This window comes from Polaribacter atrinae (assembly GCF_038023995.1).
Classification (GTDB): domain Bacteria; phylum Bacteroidota; class Bacteroidia; order Flavobacteriales; family Flavobacteriaceae; genus Polaribacter; species Polaribacter atrinae.
On sequence record NZ_CP150660.1, the window covers coordinates 2678763 to 2698841 of the forward strand.

At 31.5% G+C, this 20079-nt stretch carries 15 protein-coding genes; 9 read left to right on the top strand and 6 right to left on the bottom strand.

Annotation, left to right across the window (positions count from 1 at the left end; genetic code table 11):
* The first annotated feature begins 485 nt into the window (after positions 1 to 485).
* From WG945_RS11725 to WG945_RS11745, 5 genes are all read left to right on the top strand, one after another.
* Entirely contained in the window at positions 486 to 1178 is a 693-nt protein-coding gene (locus WG945_RS11725) for a TIGR04282 family arsenosugar biosynthesis glycosyltransferase (protein WP_068449207.1), read from the top strand.
* 62 nt (positions 1179 to 1240) lie between these two features.
* Complete coding sequence (locus WG945_RS11730; RefSeq protein ID WP_068449209.1) at positions 1241 to 4501, top strand: SusC/RagA family TonB-linked outer membrane protein; 3261 nt, start codon at positions 1241 to 1243, stop codon at positions 4499 to 4501.
* A 4-nt stretch (positions 4502 to 4505) separates the two neighbouring features.
* The gene (locus WG945_RS11735; protein WP_068449210.1) at positions 4506 to 5954 is read left to right on the top strand and encodes a SusD/RagB family nutrient-binding outer membrane lipoprotein; all 1449 of its coding nucleotides are present in this window, start codon (positions 4506 to 4508) and stop codon (positions 5952 to 5954) included.
* Between the two features lie 64 nt (positions 5955 to 6018).
* On the top strand, positions 6019 to 6930 hold the full coding sequence (locus WG945_RS11740; protein WP_197482069.1) for a nucleoside hydrolase: 912 nt from the start codon (positions 6019 to 6021) through the stop codon (positions 6928 to 6930).
* Between the two features lies 1 nt (position 6931).
* Positions 6932 to 7903, top strand: a complete 972-nt coding sequence (locus WG945_RS11745) for a phosphotransferase (protein WP_068449213.1) — start codon at positions 6932 to 6934, stop codon at positions 7901 to 7903.
* Here the strand turns inward: WG945_RS11745 and arfB are convergent.
* The 5 genes from arfB to WG945_RS11770 all read right to left on the bottom strand — a co-directional run bounded on the left by arfB (position 7900) and on the right by WG945_RS11770 (position 11664).
* Positions 7900 to 8304: an alternative ribosome rescue aminoacyl-tRNA hydrolase ArfB gene (gene arfB, locus WG945_RS11750; RefSeq protein ID WP_068449215.1), complete on the bottom strand. Its 405-nt coding sequence runs from the start codon at positions 8302 to 8304 to the stop codon at positions 7900 to 7902. The two genes, WG945_RS11745 and arfB, sit on opposite strands and share 4 nt — an antisense overlap.
* A gap of 114 nt (positions 8305 to 8418) precedes the next feature.
* Positions 8419 to 9078, bottom strand: coding sequence for an AAA family ATPase (locus tag WG945_RS11755; RefSeq protein WP_068449217.1), 660 nt, complete (start codon positions 9076 to 9078; stop codon positions 8419 to 8421).
* Positions 9039 to 9671, bottom strand: a complete 633-nt coding sequence (gene pnuC, locus WG945_RS11760) for a nicotinamide riboside transporter PnuC (RefSeq protein WP_068449219.1) — start codon at positions 9669 to 9671, stop codon at positions 9039 to 9041. Before pnuC ends, WG945_RS11755 begins: the two co-directional genes overlap by 40 nt.
* Before the next feature lie 322 nt (positions 9672 to 9993).
* Positions 9994 to 10716 (bottom strand): geranylgeranylglyceryl/heptaprenylglyceryl phosphate synthase, encoded by a 723-nt coding sequence (locus tag WG945_RS11765; protein WP_068449221.1) that lies wholly within the window; start codon positions 10714 to 10716, stop codon positions 9994 to 9996.
* A gap of 66 nt (positions 10717 to 10782) precedes the next feature.
* Positions 10783 to 11664, bottom strand: a complete 882-nt coding sequence (locus tag WG945_RS11770; protein WP_068449222.1) for a helix-turn-helix domain-containing protein — start codon at positions 11662 to 11664, stop codon at positions 10783 to 10785.
* A gap of 94 nt (positions 11665 to 11758) precedes the next feature.
* On the opposite strand from WG945_RS11770, the gene WG945_RS11775 reads away from it, so the two are divergent.
* On the top strand, positions 11759 to 12133 hold the full coding sequence (locus tag WG945_RS11775; protein WP_068449224.1) for a DUF983 domain-containing protein: 375 nt from the start codon (positions 11759 to 11761) through the stop codon (positions 12131 to 12133).
* Here the strand turns inward: WG945_RS11775 and WG945_RS11780 are convergent.
* Positions 12111 to 12737, bottom strand: coding sequence for a 4'-phosphopantetheinyl transferase family protein (locus WG945_RS11780; RefSeq protein WP_068449226.1), 627 nt, complete (start codon positions 12735 to 12737; stop codon positions 12111 to 12113). The two genes, WG945_RS11775 and WG945_RS11780, sit on opposite strands and share 23 nt — an antisense overlap.
* A 63-nt stretch (positions 12738 to 12800) precedes the next feature.
* On the opposite strand from WG945_RS11780, the gene ahcY reads away from it, so the two are divergent.
* From ahcY to WG945_RS11795, 3 genes are all read left to right on the top strand, one after another.
* On the top strand, positions 12801 to 14114 hold the full coding sequence (gene ahcY, locus WG945_RS11785; protein ID WP_068449228.1) for an adenosylhomocysteinase: 1314 nt from the start codon (positions 12801 to 12803) through the stop codon (positions 14112 to 14114).
* A gap of 1137 nt (positions 14115 to 15251) precedes the next feature.
* Positions 15252 to 18248, top strand: a complete 2997-nt coding sequence (locus tag WG945_RS11790) for a SusC/RagA family TonB-linked outer membrane protein (RefSeq protein ID WP_197482070.1) — start codon at positions 15252 to 15254, stop codon at positions 18246 to 18248.
* Positions 18249 to 18258: 10 nt separating this feature from the next.
* A complete protein-coding gene (locus tag WG945_RS11795; protein ID WP_068449232.1) occupies positions 18259 to 20073 on the top strand; it encodes a RagB/SusD family nutrient uptake outer membrane protein in 1815 nt (604 codons plus the stop codon).
* Positions 20074 to 20079 lie beyond the last annotated feature (6 nt).

Genomic DNA, 20079 nt, shown 5'->3' on the forward strand with positions numbered 1-20079 from the left:
AAAAGAGGTAATTATTCTTGTGATTTATGTTGAATAATTAATTTCTGTCATTACGAGGAGTATACAACGTGGTAATCTCTTCAATAAGAAAAATTGCTTCAGAAAAAAATCTTCGCAATGACATTTTATATTTCCTAAACAGCATTACCTGTTCTAGGTTCAATGGGTATGATCTCAGCTTTTTAAAGCACCCCTTTATGAGAACGCTGCAAAATTACCTCAGTTTTTTGACATAGAGAATAACAAAAGCACTTTTTTTTAGAAGCTATTTCCTGCTTTCCGCTATATCTTTTTTTGTAAAAAACAAAAAAAGGATGCCGCTGCAATCAGGGCTAAGTTTACTTGCCAAATCTTAGTGTTTCCTGAAATAAAATTTCAGTTTAAAATCTTTTACCTAAAAACGAATAACTTATATGTTAAATATTATTTTAGCTTTTGTAATTTGCTATATATAATTACGACTGTTACAATTTAAAATATTTTTTTTGATCAACTTAAAACATTCTAAGACTGCTATTCTTATCTTTTCGCTTTCGCAAGAAGCCGAAAATTTACGTAAGCCTTTCCTTCAAAAAAAGGATACGGTTAGCAAACTGAATGCTCTAATTAAAGAAAAAGTTAGTTCTTTAGGTGTAGACTATTTTCACTATACAGAGAAAGATCAAAAAGGAAATAATTTTGGTGAACGTTATGTAAATACCGTTTCGGATATTTTTAATAAAGGGTATAATAATGTTATAACAGTTGGTAACGATACTTTAGGTTTAGAAAAAAAGCATCTTCGTGCTGCCATAGAATCCTTAGAAAACAATCAAATACCTGTTGGACCTTCTTACGATGGTGGTTTTTATCTTTTAGGTATACGTAAAGATCAATTTAAAGCCTCAGAATTTCTTTCGCTTCCTTGGGAGTCATCAACATTATATAAAGAATTAAAAACACTTTTATCAGCAAAAGAAATAGCAACTGCTACACTTCCTTGTTTATATGATTTAGATGAAGAATTAGATATTTCTAAAAACATTGCGTCACTTTCTTTTCTAAAAATAAAAGCACTTAAATTATTACAAAATCTACAAGTAGTAATTTTAAAAGTAAGCAAATACATTCTTCAAAAATTTAAAGAAGCTTCTTTAAACCACCTATACAATAAAGGACCTCCATTGGTTTGTAATTAATTATAAGTACAATTTTCTGTAAAAACAGGACTTATTATTTTACATACATTTTAACTCAACTAATGAAGAATTTATTTTTCGGGTTACTTGCGCTATTTACTATTAGCCTAAGTGCTCAAGAAAATCTTGTCGTCTACGTTATAGATTATGAGACCAAAGCACCAATTAAAAACATAACTGTTACGCTTGTTAACGACCTACAAGGTTATGAAGCAAAAAAGACCACAAATGAAGTAGGTAAAGCCTCTTTTAATTCCATTGCCGCTGCAAACGGTTATCAAGTTATTTTTGATGGAAACAAAACATACGGAACCACTATTTCTGATATGGTAGGTGTTCGTACTAATGAAGAATCGGTAGTCAAATTGTTACTGTTTCCGGCTTCATTTCAGCAAGAAATATTAAACGAAGTTGTTGTTACTGCTTTAGGTATTAAAAGAGAAAAGCAATCTTTAGTATCTTCCGTAACCACTATAAAACCTGCGGCTCTTACAGAAGTTACGCTTACGAACGTGGTAAATAGCCTTGCAGGACAAGTTGCTGGTGTAAAAGTTACCAATGGTTCTTCTGGTGTAGGATCTTCTTCTCGTATTGTTATTCGTGGAGAAAACTCTTTAAGCAGCTCTAATCAACCTTTATTTGTTGTTGATGGTGTGCCTATTAGTAATGAGCAAATTACAAGTGATTTAGTAAACGATGGCTCGTTACAAGAAGTAGATTATGGTAATGGAGCATCTGAAATTAGTCCAGATGATATTGCTTCTATCTCTATTTTAAAAGGAGCAGGTTCTGCTGCTTTATATGGTGCAAGAGCCGCTAACGGAGTGGTATTAATCACTACCAAAAGGGGGGAAAAGAAAAAAGGTTTAGGAGTTAGCATTAATAGCTCTTTAACTATAGAAACTTTATTAACCTTACCAGATTATCAAAATGTATATGGTGGAGGTTCTAATGGTGAATATTCTTTTCAAAATGGTGCTGGCGCTGGCGTTAATGATGGTGGTTTAAGTAGTTATGGTCCTCGTTTAGACCAAGGTCTTTTAATCAACCAATTTGATAGTCCATCTGTAGATATTAACGGAAACCCTGTTCGTGCTGGAGACATTATAGCAAGAACCCAAGCAGACGGAACTTTAACGCCAATTACACCTACTGCTTGGGTTTCTAACCCTAATAATGTACGTGATTTTTTTAAAACCGGAATTACGAAGCAAAACAATATTGCTATTAGCTCTTCTGGTGATAAAGGAAGTAGTAGATTTTCGTATAGTAATTTAATAAACGAAGGAATTGTACCAAATACAGATTTAAAAAGAGATGGTATTTCTATAAGTTTAAACCAAGAATTGCACAACAAGTTACATGTAAATGCTTTTGTTAATTATATTAATACAAGAAGTGGTAACCGTCCTAATTTAGGTTACGGATACGAAAATCCTCTTTATGGTTTTAATTGGACAGGTAGACAAGCAGATATTAATTCTTTTAGAAATTATTGGCAAGCAGGACAAGAAGGTTCTCAGCATTTTGATATTAACTACAACTGGTTAACAAACCCTTATTTAACTGTTTTTGAAAACACCAACAGTTTTAATAAAAACAGATTTTTAGGAAACGCTGCTGCCGTTTACAATATTACAGACAAATTAACAGCAACCGTACGTACTGGTTTAGATACTTATAATGATAAGCGAGAATTTAGACGTGCTGTAAGTACCAATGCAAATCTAGAAGGATCTTATAGAGAAGACAATGTGTTTTTTAAAGAATTAAACACAGATGTATTAATCTCTTATGATGATGTAATTAATGAAAATTGGAAATACAATCTAAGTGCAGGTGCTAACCGTTTTGATCAAGAAATTGAATACAGTTATACTTTAGCGCCTCAACTAGCTATTCCAGATATCTTTACACTTGCAAACTCTAAAGCTGCTTTGGTTGCAGAGAGTAATACGTTTACTAAAAGAATAAATAGTGTATATGCAACTGGTAATGTAAACTATAAAGATGCTCTTTATTTTGATGTTTCTTATAGAAATGATTGGAGTAGTACTTTACCTGCCGATAACAATTCTTTTGGATATTATTCTGCAGGCGTAAGTGCTGTAATTAGTAAGTTAGTGACATTACCTGAAGCAATCTCTTTCTTAAAACTTCGTTTTAGTGGCGCAAGTGTTGGTAATGATACAGATCCTTATCAAAACAATCAGAACTTTTTATTAAATCAGAACTACGGAACCAATTTTCGTGTAACTAATGAGAATGTACTAAAGAACTCTAATTTAAAACCAGAAAGATTAAATGCTCTAGAAACCGGTATTGAAGCTTGGTTTTTAAACAATCGTTTACAAGTAGATGTTTCTGCTTATCAAAATACGAGTGTAGACCAAATTATATCTAGTCCTATTTCTCAAGCGAGTGGTTTTGGTAATTTTAATATAAACGGTGGTGAAGTTCGTACTAGAGGTTTAGAAATTTTATTGAGTAGTATTCTAATTAAAAATAAAGATTTTAAATGGGAAAGTTCTGTAAACTTCTCTACTTCTAGAAGTATTGTTACAGAATTACCCGAAGGAGTAGATCAATTTGTAACAGGTTCCGCAGACGTATTTTCTGGTTCTGGCGGATCTAATAGTGTTTTTTATATTGCCCAAGAAGGTGGTCGTGTTGGAGATATGTTTGGTACTGGTTTTGTTGAAATTGATGGAGAAATTCTTCATAATGCTAATGGTTTACCTGTACAGGATCCTAATTTACGCTTATTAGGAAATTATAATCCAGATTTTCAAGTAGGTTTTAATAACAACTTCACCTATAAAAATATAAACGTATCCTTTTTATTCGACTGGAGACAAGGAGGAACAATCGTTTCAAGAACTAAAGCTTTAGGTAGTACTTCTGGCGTATTAAAAGAAACTTTAATAGGTAGAGAAACAGGTATTGTAGGTAATGGTGTGGTTAATATAGGTACGGATGCAGCTCCACAGTATGTTGCAAACACAACTAATGTTTCTGCACAAACATACAATAATAGCTTTTTTGATCGTGGTAATGAAGCAAGTGCATTATATGATGCTTCTTATTTAAAATTAAGACAACTAAGTATTTATTATAAGTTTAATAAAGACTTAGTAAATAGAATTGGTTTCCAAAAAATAAAAATTGGGTTAACAGGTAGTAATTTATTCTTATTTACAGAAAACCCTCACTTTGATCCGGAACTAAATGCTTTACAAGGACAAAGTGTAACACAAGGTGTTGAAGATTTCTCATACCCATCTACAAGAAGTTTCGGAATTAGTATTAAAACTGAATTTTAAGAAAATGAAAAATTATAAAAACATATTTTTAGCAATCTTCGTTTTTAGTACGTTTTTTACTGCGTGTACTAACGGTTTCGAAGAAATTAATACAAATAATAATAATCCAGAATCTGTTGCTCCGCAATTTTTATTAACCAATATTCTTTCAGTTTCTTCAGATTTAAACGCATACGACCAAGGCTTTAGACAAGCCAATTATTTAGCTCAATTTTCGGCTAGTATTGAGTTTGAACGTATTGATCGTTATGAAATGGGATCTAATAGTGAGTATTGGAATGCTATTTTTGGTTTGCTTTCTGATATTGAATCGATACAAAATTCAGAAACCACAAACAGTGCTTATAATGCGGTTGGTGATATTATGAAAAGTTATTTATTTTCTCAACTTACCGATTTATGGAGTGATGTTCCATATACAGCAGCTTTAGGGGCTATTGATGGTGTTTTTTCTCCTAAATACGATACGCAAGAAAATATTTATACAGATCCTGAAACAGGTATTTTGGCAGTTTTAAAAAAGGCTGTTACAACATTAGAAAACAACAATGCTATTATTGAAGGTGATGTTTTATTTAATGGCGATTTAAGTAAATGGATAAAATTTGCCAACTCTTTACAAGTCCGTTATTTAGTACGTATTAGTAAACGTTTAAGTGATTTTTCAGATTTACAAGCTTTAGCCGATTCAGGTAACATCATGCAATCGAACAACGATAATGCGGTTCTTCCTTATTTAAGTACATCACCCAATCAGTTTCCTTTGTTTAATGCAGCTTCTGGTATTAATAATGAACATACCATGACGATTACTGTAGAAGAAATTTTAAAATCTTGGGACGATCCTAGAATGGGAGTTTTATATAAACCAACAAATGCAACGGCTAATACTACCGCAGAATTTCATGGTTTATTAAACGGACAATCTAGTAATAGTATTGCCGCTAGTGGTGTAGACTTAAATAATATTTCTTTATTCGGAGCTATTTTTAGAGATACTCCTAATGGCGTAGATGCACAATACATGCAATATTCCGAAACTCAATTTGCTTTGGCAGAAGCTGTTGTAAAAGGTTTTATTTCTGGTGATGCTAATACGTATTACCAAAACGGAATTACAGCTAGTTTTGATTATTATAACACAGAAATTCCTGCAGATTATTTTACAAGAACTGCTATTGCTTTAGACGGAAGTGAAGATGATATCACAAAAATTATGACTCAAAAATGGTTGAGTTTAATTTCTGTAGGTCATGAAGCTTGGTTTAATATTCGAAGAACAGGAATTCCTAATTTAATAGCTGGTCCAGATAATTTTAACCAAGACCGTTACCCAGTTCGTTATTTGTATCCAGAATCTGAACAAGCTTCTAATAACACTAATTATAAAGAAGCAGCAGAAAGGATTGGTGGAGATAATATTAATAGTAAAGGTTGGTGGGAAAAAGATTAATTTATACTTTAAAAATTTGGGTTTACAATCGAAATATAAAACATCTTATATAATGACAAATTACATGAAAACGATATACACATTTATACTGTTCTTACTGATTTCTGCCTTTGCAGAAGCACAACAAAAACCAATACATTTAATTATAGATGCAGACACAGCAAATGAGGTTGACGACCTCTTTGCGCTTGTACGTGCTATAGATGAACCGGCATTTAATCTTTTAGGAATTACATCTGCACAGTTTCATACATCGCCACAAGCAACTGAAAATACGGTTAGCGAAAGTCAGCAAATTAATGAACAGATTATAAAGGTGATGAATCGCCCAGAAATTAAATTGCCTTTAGGTAGTAATGTTCCGTTAGCATCTATGACAACGCCTTCTCCTTCTAAAGCTTCTAAGTTTATTATAGAAAAAGCGCACGAAATGAAGGATAACGAAAAATTAGATTTGGTTATTTTAGGTTCTTGTACCAATGTTGCTTCTGCAATTTTAGAAGATCCTTCTATCATTTCTAAAATTCGTGTAAATTATCTTGGTTTTTGGCACACGGTAAAAACCAATACGTATAACAAAAAAGAGTTTAATTCTGGTAATGATCCACTTGCAGTGGATGTACTTTTAAATACGGTAGATTTAGAATTTAATGTGATGACGGCAACTACTTCTCAGCATTTAGTTTTTAAAAAGAAAACGATAGATAAGCAGTTAAAAGGAAAAGGCGGAATTAAAGATATTTTAGTAAATCGTTGGGATACGTATAATCGTTGGTGGACAAAAAAAGATCCTAAAAAGAAAGAATGGGTAATGTGGGATGTTGCTCTTATTGAGGCTTTAATAAACCCAGAATATGCAACGATAACGCCTTTAGAAACACCAAAAGAAAACACAAAACGAACTATTGGTGTCTACACAGATTTAGATAAAAAAGCAATGGAAAAAGCATTTTGGAAACACCTTAATAAATTATAATATGAAGTATATTGATATACATACAGATTTAAAAATCATCAAAGAATTTCTATTAGAAATCAATTTTTTAAAGGAGTCTGAAGAAATTTTATCCGCAGAAAAACCAGGAGAAGGTAATATGAATGTGGTGTTGCGTGTAACAACAAATCAACGTTCTTTTATTGTAAAACAATCGCGTCCTTTTGTACAGAAGTATCAAGATATTCCTGCGCCAGAAGACCGAATTGATGTAGAATATCAGTTTTATAAAGCTATTGAAAGTCCTGCAATAACTTGTCATATTCCTAAAGTTCTTGCTTACGATACTAAAAATTATGTATTAATTTTAGAAGATTTAGGAAATTGTGAAGACATGAGTCTTGTTTATAAAAATCGTGTTATTGAAACGGAATCAATTCAACTTTTGGTGGATATACTTTCTAATATCCATAAAAGTGAAGTTTCTAATACGTATCCAGAAAACAAAGAATTACGCGCTTTAAATCATCAACATATATTTGTTTTACCTTTTGCTGTTGATAATGGTTTTTCTTTAGATACCATTCAAGATGGTTTAGAAGCGGTATCACAAACTTATAAAAATGATGAAAAATTAAAAGCAGAAATTGCTTTAGTTGGAGAATGTTATTTATCCGAAGGAACAACTTTACTACACGGAGATTATTATCCGGGTAGTTGGATGACTAAAGGGGATGAGGTGTATGTAATTGACCCGGAATTTAGTTTTAAAGGTTTTGCAGAATTTGATTTGGGTGTTATGGCGGCACATATGGTGATGGCAACTGGAAATAAATTAATGATTTCTAAAATAAAACAAGCGTATACATTAAAGTTAGATGAGCACCTTTTCTTACAAATAATAGGTATTGAAATAATGAGAAGATTAATTGGTTTAGCCCAACTTCCGTTGGATAGAACTTTAGATGAAAAGAAAGAATTACTTGAAATAGCGAGATTATTAATTATTGATTAATCTAATCCTGGTTTTTTTCTCAATGCTTTTTTCACAGAAGTTCTCTTTTTCTTTTCAGCATTTTTTCGAACAGAAGATTTACTTGGTTTTGTAGGTCTTCTTTTTTTCGGACGAATTAAATTGACACGTAATAATTCTAAAAAACGTTTGATAGCTAAATCTTTATTTCTGTGCTGAGAACGAGATTCTTCACAAAATAAGATGAGGTTATTTTCTTTTGTTAATTTAGAAGAAAGTTTGGTTTTTAAAAGTTCTTTTTCGTTATCAGAAAGAGACGGTGAGTTTTCTAAATCGAAAGTTAATTCAATTTTAGAAGACGTTTTATTTACATGTTGGCCACCAGCTCCAGAGCTTCTAATGGCTTTAAAATTAAGTTCTTTTAGTATGTTTTCTTTGTTCATGTTCTAAAAATAAAGTCTATAAAAAGTAAAATAGTTAGAGTAGTTGTATAAAATTTAGATATTTTTATCAGTTCTCTATATTCTTTCCTCTTGTATCTTGTTTCTCTTTTACATTTAATACTCAAATGGAGTGCCAAAATCACCCGTATTTTGATGTAGAAAGTGCATGTCTACATCTTGTAAAGAATCAGAAAAAGAATGTAAATTTTCTTTATCAGCAATTATTTTATTAATAGCTTCTGTAGCATTCCTTAAACGGGTTTCTTTATCTCCTTTTAATAAAATATAAGGTCTGTTATTGTCTATTAAAGATTTTTCAAAAGCATTAAACATTTCTAAACGTAGCTCTGGTCTGTCTCGTAAATCATCTTCTTCCCAAGGCGTGTCTATGTATGTTAATAAGTACAAATCGTATGTGTTTTCGCTTGCAGCTTCGTTTAGTCTTTCATCAACAAAACCACCATAAAATTCTTCGGAATATACTTTTGTTTCTAATAAATCGGTATCACAAATTAAAATTTTATCAGCCTTTTTTGCTAAAGAATTTTCTAATTTCATTTGTCCGATGGCAATAGGAAGTAAATCTTCTTTTTCGCACGTTTTACGCTCGTTGTTCCATTTTTCTTGTAAATATTCACGTGCAAATTCTGGCGCCCAAACTGTATTATAATAACGTGCTAAATGACGAGAAAGTGTTGTTTTACCAGAAGATTCAGGTCCGAATAAAACAACTTTTACGATGTTAATTGGTGCTTGTTTAAGTTCTTTTTCCATGCTAAATAACCAAATATTGCTATAAAAGTAAATATTAAATACTGAAAACTAGTAAAAGTAAACCCTTTATAGAAATAGAGAGGCGCAGAAATGATGTCTCCAACAATCCAATAAATCCAGTTTTCTATTTTTCGTTTTGCCATTAACCACATACCTACAAAGAAAATTGCTGTTGTAAAGGTGTCTACATAGGCGGTCCAACTTGTCCATTTTTCAAAATAAGTATATACGGCATACACAAAAATAAGTGTTGCTATAAAAATAACAATACTCAGTTTTTTTTCCTTTAATGTTGTTCTGCTTATTGGCGTTTCATGCTCTCCATCACTTTTATATGTCCAAATATACCAACCATAAACACTCATTATAAAGTAGTAAGCATTTATCATCATATCACCTAAAAGTTCCCATTTATACAAAAGGTATACAAAAATTAGAGTGCTAATCATTCCTGTAGGAAACACCCAAATTTTATTCTGTTTAGAATACCAAACCGATAAAAAACCGAAGATTATGGCAACAATTTCTAAAGAGATGTCTATAGTAGAATAGGTTTTGTACTGTCCAAAAAGGAAATTGATAATCTCTAACATGGTTGTTTTTTAAGAGTTGTAAATGTAATCTTTTCAGGTTTTAATAGTAAAGGTACAATTCATTTATAACTATAAAAAAATACAACTACTGTCATTTCAACCTTTTGGGAGAAATCACATGAAGCTTGGTTGTTGTGTTATCAATGTTATGAGATTTCTCCTATCGTCGAAATGACAATTGTTGAGGTTTCTTTTATGTTCAGTTTTGTCATTTCAAACTGTCGAGAGAAATCTCATAAAATTTTGTAATTGTCTTGTTATCACTGTTGTGGGATTTCTCCTTGCGTCGAAATGACAAACTGTAGAGAAATATTATAGCGTATTATTTTTTAAGTTGATTAAAAAAAGCTTCATCATTTTCGAAAGCAGTACCAATAACTACTAAATCTGCACCAGCATTAAAAGCGTTTTCTAATTGTTTTTTTGTTCTAATTCCTCCGCCAACAATTAAAGGAATCGATAAATTAGCATTCACAACAGCGGTAATATTTGCATCTACAGGTACTGTGGCTCCAGAACCTGCTTCTAAATAAATCAATTTTTTACCAGACAATTCACCAGCCAAAGCAGTGTTTAAAATCAGTTCTGTATTTTCTTGTGCAATTGGTTTTGTGTTGCTTACTTTTTGAGTAGCCGTTTCTTTTTGTCCGTCAATTAAAATATACCCCGTAGAAATAATTTCTAAATTAGAATCCTTTAAAAACGGAACACTTTTTATCTGTTGTTCTATTAAATACTCCGGATTTCTACCAGAAAGCAAGCTTAGAAATAGAATTCCATCTGCTTTTTGTGTTATTTGTTTTACATCACCAGGAAAAAGAACAACAGGCAATTGAGTTTCTTTTTTAATAGCAGCAACCACATTTTCGGTTAGGTTGTTTATATCAGTACTGCCACCAACAAAAATATGCGTAGCAATAGATAGATGTACTTTTTCGAAAAAAGAAGCAATGTTATCTAGATCTATTTTTTCTGGATCTATTAAAACGGCCAATAATTTTTTGCCCTCTTTTTTTGCTAATAAAATGTTTTGATAAATATTCACAACTGCGAAAATACGAATTACTAGATTATGAATAATGTAGAAATTTATATTTCATTTATAGGTTCTCTATTTTATAAAATAATATTTTTTTCTAAACCCCATAGGAGTAAAACCTGTATTCAATTTAAAAAACCTTGAAAAATAAGCGTAATCAGAAAACTGAAGAGTGTCTGCAATGTTTGCTAAATTGTTTTCAGAATGAATAATTAATCTCTTTGACTCTAAAATAATTCTTTCAGAAATTAATTGACTAGTTGTTTTGTTAAGAGCTTTTTTTACCACTCTATTTAAGTGCTTAGTTGTTATATTTAATTGATTGGCATAAAATTTAGGGAACTTCTCTTTGTAAAAATGTGTGTTTATTAAATCTTCTAAATTCTCTAATATTACAGCGTAATAAGGAGAAACTAATTTTTCTATATTAACATTAGCAGTGTAAGCTCTTGTTAATTCTATGTATATGTTGTTTATGGTATTTATTATTTTTAACTCTCTTAATAGCTTTTTTTGATGATATTCTACATAGATTTCTTCAAACTTAAGTTTTAATTTATTTAAATTTTCTGTTGATAATTCTAATAAAGGAGGGTTTTGATTAGAGTAGAAAAACGGAAATGACTGCAGTGTGTGGTCTAAAAATTTTAGGTTGTAAAACTCTTGCGAATGAAAAAATATAAAACCTTCAGGTTTTGTATCAAATTTCCAAAAATGTGTTTGTCCTGGTTTTAGAAAAAAGACCTTACCTGGGTTTACTGTGTAAGAATTAAAATCAATTTCATGAATTCCAGAACCTTCTGTAAAAAGAACACACAAGTAAAAATTATGACTGTGTGGTTTGCTTAGTAATTTCTTATTCAGTTCAATATGATTAGAAAAAGAGTTAATATAGAAATCATTTAATGAGTGTGATTCTTTAAATTGTTCAATTTTTAAAACAGGTATCTTCATAATTATGTCTTAAAAGTACAAAAAATAGCGATTATACTATATAGAAATTATGTATTTGTCAACTTAATTTTGTATATAAATTAAACGATAAGTTATGGCAAACGTAATTGATGTCTTAAAATGTAAATGTCCTAATTGTGAAGATGGAGAAATGTTTTACAAATCTGGAAACTTTCTTTTATTGAAAGCCCCTAAAATGAATTCAGTATGTACAAAATGTAGTTTTAAATTCGAAAAAGAACCAGGTTTCTTTTTTGGATCTATGTTTGTTAGTTATGCTTTGGTGGCTGCAGAAATGATAGCTAGTATCGTTTTATTTAAGGTAATCTTAGGTTTTTCGTACATAAACGTTGTGTTTATAGTACTTGCTGTAGCTGTATTACTAAGTACTTTTAATTTTAGAGTTTCTAGATCTATCTGGATCTATATGTTTTATAGCAATGAATCTAAAAAGCATACACACACGTAAAACCTTCAAACTCTAAAAACTCAATATTATAGGCAGTGGTTTTACCTTCATACCTAATTTCTCCAGTCGTTTTTGCATTTTCAAAATCAAAATCTTCTATATAAATATTTTCTAAAAAGCGTAATTTTTTCTTTCCGTATATTTTATACAAGCTCTCTTTTCCTCCCCAAACAATGGTTAGTTTACTAATTAAAGCATCGTGGTTTGCAATGGTTACATACTCTTTAACGTGTGTAAATTTGTGCGCAATTTTCAGAATTTTATCACGTTGCATTTCAATATCAATACCAACATGTAAATTATCAGAAATTATCAACCCAGAAAAAGTGAAGGAATGTGTTATAGAAATAAACTTTCCATCCTTTAAGTGTGGTTTTCCAAATTCATCATAAACTAAATCCGAATCAGAATAACCAGCTTCTTTTAATAAATGACGCACACTTAAAAAACCTCTTTGGTGTAGGTCAGATTTCATTCCGTCTAAACGAGTCTGACTTTTATCAGTAAGTAAAACGTTTGTATTTAATTGATTAAATGATTCTTCAATTTTCCAAATGAATACTTTAGTGTTTTTGTTAATCGTTAAACTTTTGTAAAGAGGCATACTTTTTTAAAATGGATGTCGTAACTTTGCAGTTCGAAAAATTAGAATATAAATATACATAATATGAGCACTAAATTAGCTTACGTACCAAATAAAGTTAAAGATATTTCTTTAGCAGCTTGGGGAAGAAAAGAAATTTTATTGGCAGAGGCAGAAATGCCAGGATTAATGTCTTTAAGAGAAGAGTACAAAAACGAGCAACCTTTAAAAGGAGCTAGAATTGCAGGTTGTCTTCACATGACAATTCAAACAGCAGTTTTAATAGAAACTTTACAAGCTTTAGGAGCAGAAGTTACTTGGAGTTCTTGTAATATTTTTTCTACACAAGATCAGGCAGCAGCAGCAATTGCAGCAGCAGGAACAGCAGTTTATGCTTGGAAAGGTTTAACTGAAGAAGAATTTGACTGGTGTATAGAGCAAACTTTATTCTTTGGAGAAGATAGAAAACCATTAAACATGATTTTAGATGATGGTGGAGATTTAACGAACATGGTTTTAGATAAATATCCAGAATTAGCTGCAGGAATCAATGGTTTATCAGAAGAAACTACAACAGGAGTTCATAGACTTTACGAAAGAGTAAAAGCCGGAACTTTACCAATGCCAGCAATTAACGTAAACGATTCTGTTACAAAATCTAAATTCGATAATAAATATGGTTGTAAAGAATCTGCAGTAGATGCAATTCGTAGAGCAACAGATATTATGTTAGCCGGTAAACGTGTAACTGTTTGTGGTTATGGAGATGTTGGTAAAGGTACAGCAGCTTCTTTTAAAGGAGCAGGTTCTATTGTAACGGTTACAGAAATCGATCCTATTTGTGCTTTACAAGCTGCAATGGACGGTTTTGAAGTAAAACGTTTAGAAACTGTTGTTGGTAATTCAGACATTATTATTACAACTACAGGAAACAAAGATATTATTCAAGGTCGTCATTTTGAGGCTATGAAAGACAAGGTTATTGTATGTAACATTGGGCATTTCGATAACGAAATTGACATGGCTTGGTTAAATAAAAACCATGGTAATACAAAAGATACAATTAAACCACAGGTTGATAAATACAACATTAACGGAAACGACATTATTTTATTAGCAGAAGGTCGTTTAGTAAACTTAGGTTGTGCAACAGGTCACCCAAGTTTTGTAATGTCTAACTCATTTACAAACCAGACTTTAGCGCAAATAGAATTATGGAAAAACGCTGATGCTTACGGAAATGATGTATACATGTTACCAAAACATTTAGATGAAAAAGTAGCAAAATTACACTTAGCAAAAATAGGAGTAGAGCTTACAGAATTACGTGAAGAGCAAGCTTCTTATATTGGTGTAACTGTAGATGGTCCTTATAAGCCAGAACACTATAGATACTAGTAATTAGTAACTAAAAAGTAAAACTGTCATTTCGAAATGAGCCTTTTTGGCGATTGAGAAATCTCATATAAACACAAAACCCTTTCATTAACTTGAGAGGGTTTTTCTTTTTTCTGTCATTCCGAAATGAGTCTTTTTAGGAGATTGAGGAACCTCATGATAATTATGCTTTTTTGGGACGTTTTAACAGGCTTTTACTACTCGCTTTTTTTACTGCTAGTTCTCGATACAAATTTTTCATTCTTCAAAATTCACTCGAACTGACAATAAAAAAAGTGCTACAAACATATAGACTGTCTTGAGCGTAGTCGAAAGACTCAATCCTTAATGCGGGTTTTTGGCATTTAAAAAATTGCTGGCTTCTATTAAAAATTAGTAAAAAAATTTCAATTTTTTCTTTATTAGAAACTTTATAAACTAAAGAAATATATTCTTAACAACACATTTATGTAAATCTAAATAATCAGATTTAGGACAAAAGTAATTGTGTTTTGTAATTTTAGCCAACAATAGATTTGCTTGAAATTCAATTTATCTAAATTTTCAATTATCCTACCCTTCTAGAATCTATTTTTCTTATTCTATTTTTAATTTAAAGCCCTTTGTATTCTAGAGATAATTGAATCCATACCAAATAATTGTAGGGAATAAGTTTCAAATAATATTGCGACAATTTTATTTATTAACCTCAATGTTTTTAACAAAATTAACATAATGTCAAGAGTCCGTTTTTTAAGTGATAAGAAGATGTTTCTATAGTTGTCTGTAATAGAGTGTGATAATAGTTAATAAGAGGGAAGTAATAATTAGTCAAAAAGGAGTATTATTTAGTCTTATGATTAATTAAACCTAAAATTGAATAAAACTTTCACTACAAATTATAAATAAAATTTCATATTTGGGAGTAAATTAACAGATAATTAACAATATGTACTTAACAAAAATGCCTCTAGTTATGAGCTTTGAAAAGAGGAGTGTGAGTAACGAAAACCTTCTTTAGGTATTAAAGAAACTTATTAATTAACCAAAATAATCACAAATATTAACTTTATGAAAAAACTATTTACTTTCTTTCTGTTATCGTTATTGTTGTCATTTAGTTTAGAAGGCTATTCGCAGTCCGATCAAACTACTATAATGGGAACTATAATCGATGTAGACAAAACTCCAATTTATGGAGCAAATGTTATAATTCAGGGTACAACTATTGGTACAACTACCGATTTTGATGGAAAATATACCCTTAAAGTACCAACATCAGCAACATCACTTACATTTTCTTATTTAGGTTTTACAACTAAAACTGTTCTCATAGAAAATAGGAGTGTAATAAATGTAACTTTAGAAGCTTCTTCTGCAGAGTTAGATGAGATTGTTATAGTTGGCTTTGGATCTCAAAAGAAAATTAGTGTTGTAGGAGCAGTTTCTACAATGGCTTCCGAAGATTTAAGGTCTGCTAATACCACCATTTCTAGCTCGCTAGCAGGTAATGTAGCAGGTATTATTGGTGTGCAACGTTCTGGACAGCCTGGGGCTGATGGAGCAAGTTTCTATATCCGTGGGGTTGCTACTTATAGTGGTGTCTCCAACCCATTAATTTTATTAGATGGAGTAGAAATCTCTCAAGGCGATTTAAATAGTTTAAGTCCAGAAGTTATAGAATCTGTTTCTGTACTTAAAGATGCAACAGCAACAGCTGTTTACGGAACTAGAGGAGCTAACGGTGTATTAATTGTTGCTACTAAAACAGGTAAAAATTTAGATAAACCAAGAATTAATGTGCGTGTGCAATCTCAGTTTACTATGCCAACATCAACACCAGAGTTTGTAGGTGGTGTAGAATATATGGAATTATATAACGAAGCTGTTACTCAAAGAGGTACTGGAGAAATATTGTTTTCTCAAGATAAAATTAATGGTACACGAGATGGCTTAAACCAATATGTGTTTCCAAATGTAGATTGGTATGATGCTATGTTTAATGATTTTGCAGATAACCAAGAGATTAATGTTAGTGTTCAAGGTGGTGGGAAAAAAGTAGGCTACTTTATGAATGCTACTATGAATAACCAGAATGGTATGTTAAAGAAATTTGATGTAAACTCTTATGACAATAACATTAATGTTAGAAAATTTACTTTTCAAAATAATATTGATGCCGATTTATCGTCAACTACAAAAGTTGCGTTAAAATTAAATACACAATTAAGGTATTACAACGGACCATCTACAAATGTTCAATCTATTTTTAGTTCAGTTATGAATACGAATCCAGTTGTTTTTCCTATGTATTATCCATTAGAAGAAGGCGCAGATCCTAGAGACTTAATGTATGGTGGTAAAAGTGGAGGAGCCGTTAATGATGGATTTGAAAACCCTTTTGCTTCAATGACCCGTGGTTATACTGATAACTTTCAAAGTACGGTATTGGCTACGTTTACAGGAGAACAAAAATTAGATTTTATTACAGAAGGTTTGGTTTTTAAAGGTTTAGCGTCTTTTAAAAACTGGTCTACTACAACGGTTACGCGTTCTAAAGGTTACAACCAATATGAACTAGGTTCTTATCAAGTGAATGCAGATGGTACTTATGATTATAGTTTAAATCAAGTAGGAGCAGCACAAAGTATTTCTTTAGGAACCTCTACAGCGACTTCAGGAGATAGAAGGTTTTATATGCAACCATCTATCGAGTATAAAAAATCTTTTGATAAACATGAGGTGTCAGGGTTACTTTTATATAATCAAACAGAATACCTTATAAATAGTCCTTACGATTTATCAAGTTCATTACCAGAAAGAAGAATGGGGTATGCAGGTCGTGTAACTTACGATTTTGATAACAGATATCTTTTTGAAGCTAACTTTGGTTATAATGGTTCTGAAAACTTTGCAGAAGGTAATCGTTTTGGATTTTTTCCTTCGGTAGGTGCAGGTTATGTTATTAGTAATGAAAAATACTTCGAGGGGTTAACAGATGTTATTGATGTTTTAAAAATTAGAGCCAGTTGGGGTAAAGTTGGTAACGACCGTATTGGTGGTGCACGTTTCCCTTATTTGTCTGATATTGATCTTAACGGTAGTGGTTTTACAACAGGTGTTGAGCAAACCACGAATTACTCAGGTCCGGTTTATAATCAATTTGCTAACACAGGCATCTCATGGGAAACGGCTGAAAAATTAGATATAGGGCTTCAGTTAGATTTAACAAATGGATTTAAATTTAACATCGATTATTTTAGAGAAAAAAGAGATAATATTTTTGTTGATATTTCTACTACAATACCTACTGTATTTGGAACATCTGGAACTAATGTATATGCTAATTTAGGAGAAGTTTTAAATAAAGGTTTCGATTTTTCGCTTCAATATGACAAACAAATTGGTGAAGATTTCTTTATTTCTTCAAGAGGTACATTTACGTTTGCTCGTAACAAGGTTTTAGTTAATAACGAACCAGCCTATAGTGATTTTCCAAATTTATCAGCTGTTGGCTATCCTATTGGAACGCAGTTGGGGTATAAGGCAGAGCGTTTATTTATTGATCAAGCAGAGGTAGATAACAGTCCTGTTCAACAATTAGGTGGTTTTGTTTCTGCAGGTGATATTAAATATACGGATGTTACAGGCGATGGAATTATTAATAGTGATGACCGTGTTAGAATGGGGAATCCTGCAATACCTGAAATTGTTTATGGTTTAAGTACATCAATACGTTATAAAAAATTGGATCTGTCCTTTTTACTTCAAGGTGTTGCACGTACATCATTCTTTACAAGTGGGTTTCATCCTTTCGGAAGTCAAGGTGTTAGAAATGTATTGCAATGGGTAGCAGATGATCACTACAGTGCTAGTAACCCAGATATCTATGCAGCATATCCAAAATTATCTAAGTTAGATAATGGTAATAATACTCAAAACTCTACATATTGGTTAGAAGATGGTTCTTTCTTAAAACTAAGAAGTGCGGAGTTGGGGTATAATATTGGTAATACTAGAATATTTTTAAGTGGTTATAACTTATTAACTTTTTCTAAATTCAAAAAGTGGGATCCAGAGCAAGGTGGTGGAAGTGGACTTTCATACCCTACACAAAGTATCTTTAATTTAGGTGTACAATTAAAATTTAATTAAAAAAGAAAAAATGAAAAAACTAATAACATATTTAACAGTAATTGTAATTTTTTCAACCGTATTCAGTTGCGAAGATTATCTAGAGATTGTACCAGACGAAAGACCAACGGAAGAAGATGCTTTTAGAAACCCAAATGCAGCTTTAGGATATTTGTATTCTTGTTATTCGTATATACCAAAACAGAGATCGGGAACATCTTCTATCGATTTAATGACGGCAGATGAAATTGTTACTGCCTTTGAGCATGAAACCTTTGCAAAGTTCCCAAGAGGAGAATATACGGCTTCTTCCCCTGTAATTTCATATTGGGACGATTTGTATAAAGGGATTAGACAATGTTACATTTTTATCAATAATGTAGATGCTGTAGCAGATTTAGATAATAGTACTAAAACACTATATAAAGCTGAAGCTAACTTTTTAATTGGTTATTATCATTTCTTATTATTAAGAATGTACGGACCAGTGGTAATTGCAGATCAGCAATTCGATATTAACATGTCAGTTGCCGATTATCCATTAAGATCAACTTATGATGCTAGTATCGATTTTATTGTTGAAAAATTAGATGAAGCATCTCAAGATTTACCATTACAACCAGTTAGCCAGTCAGATTATGGTCGTGCTACAAGCGTTATCGCAAAGTCTGTTAAAGCTAGAATGTTATTGTATGCAGCATCCCCTTTATTTAATGGAGGAGGTCAAGACATGGCTAGTTTATATGGTAATTTTCTTGATGATGAAGGAAATCAATTAATAAGTACAACCTATAATAAAGAAAAGTGGAAACGTGCAGCAGATGCTTGTAAAGAAGCGATTGATATTGCAGGAGCAGCGGGAATTGAATTATATGAAAATAGTACATATAATTCAGATTTACCTTCAGACCCTATTGAAAAAGATTTACGTTATGTATTTGTAGATAAGAACTCTAGTGAGATTATCTGGGGAGAAACTCGAAAAGAAACTATTTACGATTTTCAATTTAAAAGTACACCAACAGTATCTGGTTTTGCATGGAATGGCGTAGGCCCAACCTTAACTATTTTAGAATCTTTTTACACCAAAAATGGTTTACCAATTAGTAAAGACCCAGAGTATAATTATGGAAATAGATATAATATTGTTGATACAGATTTAGGAGCTACAATGGGACTTAATTTAGAAAGAGAGCCTCGTTTTAATGCATGGATTTCTTACCACAACAGTTATTATGAGGTAATAAGAGGTGCAGAAAAACAAGTTTTAACTCAATATAGACGTAATGATAACTATGGTATTCAAGGTAGAAGTAATAATTACACGCCAACAGGATATCTTAATAAAAAAGGTGTAGCACCAGAATTGGTTCAAAATCAGTATTCTGTTTCTGTTAACTACCCATGGCCAGTAATTAGATTAGGTGAGTTGTATTTAAATTATGCCGAAGCTTTAATAGAATACGGTCAAGATTTTAGCACAGCAAAAGATTATATAGACAAAGTTAGAACACGAGCAGGTATACCAACAATAGACGAAGCTTGGAATCCAATTGGAGGCGCAAATGATCAATCTACACTTCGTGATATTGTTCGTCAAGAAAGAACAATAGAGCTTTATTTAGAAAATCATAGATTTTGGGATTTAAGAAGATGGCAAATCGCTGATCAGTATTTGAATGATAATCTACAAGGAATGAATATACAAGGGGAAACAGATGAAGAATTCTTTAGAGTTACCGAAGTACAATTTCCAAGATCTTTTAGTCAAAGAAATTTTTTAATGCCTATTCCTCAGTCAGAAATAAACAAAAACGAATTGTTAATTCAAAACCCAGGATATTAATAAAAC

Bases quoted from the DNA above. Each gene is read 5' to 3' on its own strand.
- WG945_RS11745 (WP_068449213.1), top strand. From the start codon at position 6,932: ATGAAGTATATTGATATACATACAGATTTAAAAATCATCAAAGAATTT.
- WG945_RS11730 (WP_068449209.1), top strand. From the start codon at position 1,241: ATGAAGAATTTATTTTTCGGGTTACTTGCGCTATTTACTATTAGCCTA.
- arfB (WP_068449215.1), bottom strand. From the start codon at position 8,304: ATGAACAAAGAAAACATACTAAAAGAACTTAATTTTAAAGCCATTAGA.
- WG945_RS11780 (WP_068449226.1), bottom strand. From the start codon at position 12,737: ATGCCTCTTTACAAAAGTTTAACGATTAACAAAAACACTAAAGTATTC.
- WG945_RS11740 (WP_197482069.1), top strand. From the start codon at position 6,019: ATGAAAACGATATACACATTTATACTGTTCTTACTGATTTCTGCCTTT.
- WG945_RS11755 (WP_068449217.1), bottom strand. From the start codon at position 9,078: ATGGAAAAAGAACTTAAACAAGCACCAATTAACATCGTAAAAGTTGTT.
- WG945_RS11775 (WP_068449224.1), top strand. From the start codon at position 11,759: ATGGCAAACGTAATTGATGTCTTAAAATGTAAATGTCCTAATTGTGAA.
- WG945_RS11735 (WP_068449210.1), top strand. From the start codon at position 4,506: ATGAAAAATTATAAAAACATATTTTTAGCAATCTTCGTTTTTAGTACG.
- ahcY (WP_068449228.1), top strand. From the start codon at position 12,801: ATGAGCACTAAATTAGCTTACGTACCAAATAAAGTTAAAGATATTTCT.
- WG945_RS11795 (WP_068449232.1), top strand. From the start codon at position 18,259: ATGAAAAAACTAATAACATATTTAACAGTAATTGTAATTTTTTCAACC.
- WG945_RS11790 (WP_197482070.1), top strand. From the start codon at position 15,252: ATGGGAACTATAATCGATGTAGACAAAACTCCAATTTATGGAGCAAAT.
- pnuC (WP_068449219.1), bottom strand. From the start codon at position 9,671: ATGTTAGAGATTATCAATTTCCTTTTTGGACAGTACAAAACCTATTCT.
- WG945_RS11770 (WP_068449222.1), bottom strand. From the start codon at position 11,664: ATGAAGATACCTGTTTTAAAAATTGAACAATTTAAAGAATCACACTCA.